At 69.0% G+C, this 1,951-nt stretch carries 2 protein-coding genes; both read right to left on the minus strand.

Annotation, left to right across the window (positions count from 1 at the left end; genetic code table 11):
- Nucleotides 1–122 precede the first annotated feature (122 nt).
- Nucleotides 123–1,085, minus strand: coding sequence for an electron transfer flavoprotein subunit alpha/FixB family protein (locus ABZY11_RS44125; protein WP_356484567.1), 963 nt, complete (start codon nt 1,083–1,085; stop codon nt 123–125).
- Nucleotides 1,086–1,151: 66 nt separating this feature from the next.
- Nucleotides 1,152–1,937: an electron transfer flavoprotein subunit beta/FixA family protein gene (locus ABZY11_RS44130; protein ID WP_356484568.1), complete on the minus strand. Its 786-nt coding sequence runs from the start codon at nt 1,935–1,937 to the stop codon at nt 1,152–1,154.
- Nucleotides 1,938–1,951 lie beyond the last annotated feature (14 nt).

Genomic DNA, 1,951 nt, shown 5'->3' on the forward strand with positions numbered 1-1,951 from the left:
GTGAAGTTATAGGGCCGGGGGGCCTGCGTCAATGGTGATCGGACGCGGTCCGGGGCCGTGTGGTGGGTGTGCACCACACGGCCCCGGACCGTTCGTGAGGGGTGTTTCGGCTGGGCGGCGGGTCAGCCCTTGCGGGACTTGACCTCGTCGGTGAGCTGGGGGACGACCTGGAAGAGGTCGCCGACGACGCCGTAGTCGACGAGGTCGAAGATCGGGGCCTCGGCGTCCTTGTTGATCGCGACGATCGTCTTGGACGTCTGCATGCCCGCCCGGTGCTGGATCGCGCCCGAGATCCCCGACGCGATGTACAGCTGCGGCGAGACGGACTTGCCGGTCTGGCCGACCTGGCTGGAGTGCGGGTACCACCCCGCGTCCACCGCGGCACGCGAGGCACCCACGGCCGCACCCAGGGAATCGGCGAGCGCCTCGATGAGCGAGAAGTTCTCCGCACCGTTGACGCCACGGCCGCCGGAGACGACGATCGCGGCCTCGGTCAGCTCCGGACGGCCCGTCGACTCGCGCGGGGTCCGCGCGGTGACCCTGGTCCCGGTGGCCTGCGCCGAGAACGACACCTCCAGCACCTCGACAGCACCGGCGGCCGGGGCGGCCTCGACCGGGGCCGAGTTCGGCTTGACCGTGATGACCGGGATGCCCCGCGAGACCCGCGACCGGGTGGTGAACGACGCCGCGAACGCGGACTGCGTCGCGACCGGGCCCTGCTCACCGGCCTCCAGATCCACCGCGTCGGTAATGATCCCCGACCCGATCCGCACCGCGAGACGCGCCGCGATCTCCTTGCCCTCCGCCGAGGACGGCACCAGCACCGCCACCGGCGACACCGCCTCGCACGCCGCCTGCAGCGCATCCACCTTCGGCACCACGAGATACTCACCGAACTCCGGCGCCTCCGCGGTCAGGACCCGCACCGCACCGTGCCCGCCCAGCACCCCGGCAGTCGCACCGGCACCGGCACCCACCGCGAGCGCGACCGGCTCACCGATCCGGCGCGCCAGCGTCAGCAGCTCCAGCGTGGGCTTGCGGACCGCACCGTCCACGTGATCGACAAAGACGAGAACTTCAGCCATGGGACTTCAATCTCCTGCGAGTAACGAACGAACAAGGGGCAGAACACACGGAACAGAAGGGCCGGCTCAGATGAACTTCTGACCCGCGAGGAACTCGGCCAGCTGCCTGCCGCCCTCACCCTCGTCCTTCACGATCGTGCCCGCCGTGCGGGCCGGACGCTCCGCCGCCGAGTCGACCGCGCTCCAGGCACCCGCCAGACCCACCTCGTCCCCACCGATCCCCAGATCCTCCAGATCCCAGGACTCCACCGGCTTCTTCTTCGCCGCCATGATCCCCTTGAACGACGGATAACGCGCCTCACCCGACTGGTCCGTCACCGACACCACCGCCGGCAACGACGCCTCCAGCAGCTCCGACGCCGTGTCACCGTCACGACGCCCCCTCACCACACCACCCCCGACCGACACCTCGGACAGCAACGTCACCTGCGGAACACCCAACCGCTCCGCCAGCAACGCCGGAACCACACCCATCGCCCCGTCCGTCGACGCCATACCCGAGATCACCAGGTCGTACCCGGCCTTCTCCACCGCCTTCGCCAGCACCAGCGACGTACCCATCACATCACTGCCGTGCAGACCGTCGTCCTCGACGTGAACCGCCTTGTCCGCACCCATCGACAACGCCTTGCGCAACGCATCCCTGGCATCCTCCGGACCCACCGTCAACACAGTGATCTCCGCACCGTCCGCCTCGTCCGCGATCTGCAGCGCCTGCTCCACCGCGTACTCGTCCAGCTCCGACAACAGACCGTCCACATCCTCACGGTCCACCGTCAGATCATCGGCGAAATGCCGGTCACCGGTGGCGTCGGGCACGTACTTCACACAGACAACGATCCTCAAGCTCACGCCGGCTCTCCTAC

The organism is Streptomyces sp. NPDC006510, assembly GCF_040611955.1.
Lineage (GTDB): Bacteria > Actinomycetota > Actinomycetes > Streptomycetales > Streptomycetaceae > Streptomyces.

Coding starts and splice junctions, on each gene's coding strand:
- ABZY11_RS44125 (WP_356484567.1), bottom strand. CDS start 1,085: ATGGCTGAAGTTCTCGTCTTTGTCGATCACGTGGACGGTGCGGTCCGC.